Origin of the sequence: Phenylobacterium sp. (assembly GCF_020402505.1) — a bacterium.
GTDB lineage: Bacteria > Pseudomonadota > Alphaproteobacteria > Caulobacterales > Caulobacteraceae > Phenylobacterium.
This window is the reverse complement of the sequence record NZ_JADBZL010000169.1, coordinates 1-2,770: the sequence shown is the minus strand read 5'-3', so window position 1 is coordinate 2,770 and position 2,770 is coordinate 1. Positions and strand designations below refer to the sequence as shown.

General features: G+C 69.5%; 3 protein-coding genes and 1 tRNA gene. All 4 read right to left on the bottom strand.

The window, feature by feature from the left end; all coding sequences use genetic code 11:
- Positions 1–158 precede the first annotated feature (158 nt).
- Positions 159–1,073 carry an aldo/keto reductase gene (locus IM632_RS11775; protein WP_296480080.1) on the bottom strand — a complete coding sequence of 305 codons (915 nt, stop codon included), beginning with the start codon at positions 1,071–1,073 and terminating at the stop codon, positions 159–161.
- Between the two features lie 30 nt (positions 1,074–1,103).
- Positions 1,104–1,180: transfer RNA gene (locus IM632_RS11770), tRNA-Val, on the bottom strand.
- Positions 1,181–1,259: 79 nt separating this feature from the next.
- Positions 1,260–1,532 carry an HU family DNA-binding protein gene (locus IM632_RS11765; RefSeq protein WP_296480079.1) on the bottom strand — a complete coding sequence of 91 codons (273 nt, stop codon included), beginning with the start codon at positions 1,530–1,532 and terminating at the stop codon, positions 1,260–1,262.
- A 147-nt stretch (positions 1,533–1,679) separates the two neighbouring features.
- Positions 1,680–2,770: S16 family serine protease (locus IM632_RS11760; RefSeq protein ID WP_296552371.1), on the bottom strand; the 1,091-nt coding region annotated here is incomplete at its 5' end.

The window sequence follows — 2,770 nt, the reverse complement described above, 5'->3', positions numbered from 1 at the left end:
GGGTTCATGTCCTCGAGCTTCATGCCGAAGGCGCGGGCGCGCGCCTCGTCCAGACCGATCGCACCGTCCGCCATGGGCCTTCCTCCTCAATCCGAGACCCTTTTCCGTCTCTTGCGGGAGAGGAGACCCCAATCCGGTCTCTGGAGCAAGACGGGTCCTCAGTCCTGCGCCTGTGCGGCGGCGATCCGGGCCGCCAGATCCGACGGCAGGGCGAGGCCGGAGGCGGCGACGCAGTCCTCAAGGTGCCCCACGCGAGTGGTCCCGACGATCGCGGCGGACACCCCGGGGACGCCCAGCGTCCAGGCCAGGGCCGCCTGGGCCCCCGTGATGTCGGCACGCCCGTGCAGGAACCGGAAGCGGCGCCCGGCGGCCATGTCGGCGCGGTGGTTCTTCAGGGCCCGGGCCAGGTACCAGGCGTCCCGGAACCCGAGATTCCGCCAGGCGCGGGGTGCGGTGTGGCCCATGGCGAGGGGCATGCCCGCCAGCACCCCCTTCCCTGCGGCCGCGGCGCGCGCGGCCAGGCCCACGCGCGCGGGCCTCAGGACGTTGATGTCCACCATGACTGTGTCGATCTGCGGGTGAGCCAGGGCGGCGTCAATGACCTCGGGGTTGAAGCTGTTGACCCCGAGGCTCTGGAAGAGGCCCCGTCTTCGCAGACGCTCAAGCCCGCCGACGAAGTCAGGCGTCAGTTCCTCGGCGGCCGGACCGTGAAGGTGGACCAGGGGCAGGACATCCAGGCCAAGGCGCCGGAGGCTCTCCTCCAGGCTGGCCTCGATGGCGGAAAGCGACATGTCCCGCCGCACCCTGCCGCCTTCGAACCGGGTTCCCGCCTTGGTAGCGATGACCAGACTGGAGGCCTCCCGTCCGGCGAGGGCCCGGCCAAGCCGCCCCTCCGCCCGGCCTCGGGAATAGGCGGGGCCGGTGTCGAAGAGGGTGAGGCCGAGATCAAGGGCGCGATGGACCAGGCGGTGCGCCTCCGCCTCGGAGAAGGCCGGGTGTCCCCAGAAGGACGCCGCGCCGAAGCCGATCTCCGAAACCTTCAGCCCCGTGCGGCCGAGCGGGCGGGTCAGCATGGCGTCCCTCCGGCGAGCGGGTCGGCGAAGTGGTGGGCGGCGAGGGGTTCGAACCCCCGACCCCCTGGGTGTAAACCAGGTGCTCTGACCAGCTGAGCTAGCCGCCCTCCCGGCCCGCAGGCCGACACCTGTTTACCCCTCTTCGCGCAGGTGGGAAATCCGCTACGGCTTGCGCCCGCCAGAGCCTCAATTCAGGGCGCGCCTGAGCCCCTCCCCGGCCCGGAATCTCACGGTCCGGGAAGCCGGCCGCCGGACAGCCTGACCCGTGCGTGGATTCCGCGCCAGGCCTGCGGGCCGGACAGCCGACAAGAAGGTCCCGAAACCGACCAGGCGGACCTCGTCTCCCGCGACGAGAGCGTTGGAGACGGCGTCGAGAAGGGAGTCCAGAGCGGTGCGGACCTGAGCGCTTGAGAGACCTGAGCTCTCGGAGACTGCGGCGATCAGCTCGGCCTTGTTCATGGTCGCCCCCCAGGGTGTTGTTTCAAGCCTCGCCGCAAACAACATCCATCCCGGGCGAAGCCACAGGCGGACATCATGCCCCGCCCCGGCGGCGTGTCAAACGCAACCAGGGGCGGGGCCGACGTCAGGCGTCCCCGACCGGGACGATCAGTGGGTCAGGACCTGCTCATCCCCGGTGTCCCCGGTCGCAGGCGGCGGCGAGGCAGGCTCAGTCCACTCGATGGGAGTGGGCGGCCGGACCAGAGCGTGACCGAGGACCTCGTCCACGGAACTCACCGCAAGAATCTCCAGGCCCGACTTCACAGTGTCAGGGATGTCCTGCAGGTCCTTGACGTTCTCCTGAGGGATCAGGACGGTCTTCACGCCGGACCTCAGGGCCGCCAGGAGCTTTTCCTTCAGGCCGCCGATGGGCAGGACCCGGCCGCGCAGGGTGACCTCGCCGGTCATGGCGATGTCCCTGCGGATCGGGATTCCCGTCAGCACCGAGACGATGGCCGTGGCCATAGCCACCCCTGCAGAGGGACCGTCCTTGGGCGTGGCGCCTTCGGGTACGTGGATGGCCACGTCGGTCCTGTCAAAGAGGGGCGGCTCGATGCCGAAGTGGGTCGCCCGGCTGCGGACATAGGCGTGGGCGGCCTGGACGGACTCCTTCATCACGTCCTTGAGGTTGCCGGTGACCTGCATCCGCCCCTTGCCGGGCATGCGCACGGCCTCGATGGTCAGGATGTCGCCGCCGAAGTCGGTGTAGGCCAGGCCGGTGATGATGCCGACCTGGTCCTCGCCATCCATCTCGCCGTACTTGAAGCGGCGGACGCCGGCGTAGTCGGCCAGGCGGGCCTCGTCCACGACGATCGGACCCGACTCCGCTTCCGGCTTCCGACGCATGAGGTCGCGCACCGCCTTGCGGGCGAGGTTGCCGATCTCACGCTCAAGCGACCGGACGCCGGCCTCCCGGGTGTAGTAACGGATCAGGTCGCGCAGGGACGCGTCGGGCAGCTCGAACTCGGCCGCGGTGAGCCCGTGGTCCTTCATCTGCTTGGGCAGCAGGTGACGGCGGGCGATCTCGACCTTCTCATCCTCGGTATAGCCGGGGATGCGGATGATCTCCATGCGGTCCAGAAGGGGCTGGGGCATGTTGAGGCTGTTCGCCGTGGTGACGAACATCACCGGGCTGAGATCATAGTCCACTTCCAGGTAGTGGTCGGCGAAGGTGGCGTTCTGCGCCGGGTCCAGCACCT

What these genes read in the sequence shown, in the direction of transcription:
- IM632_RS11775 (WP_296480080.1), bottom strand. Translation starts at nt 1,073, where the DNA reads ATGCTGACCCGCCCGCTCGGCCGCACGGGGCTGAAGGTTTCGGAGATC.
- IM632_RS11765 (WP_296480079.1), bottom strand. Translation starts at nt 1,532, where the DNA reads ATGAACAAGGCCGAGCTGATCGCCGCAGTCTCCGAGAGCTCAGGTCTC.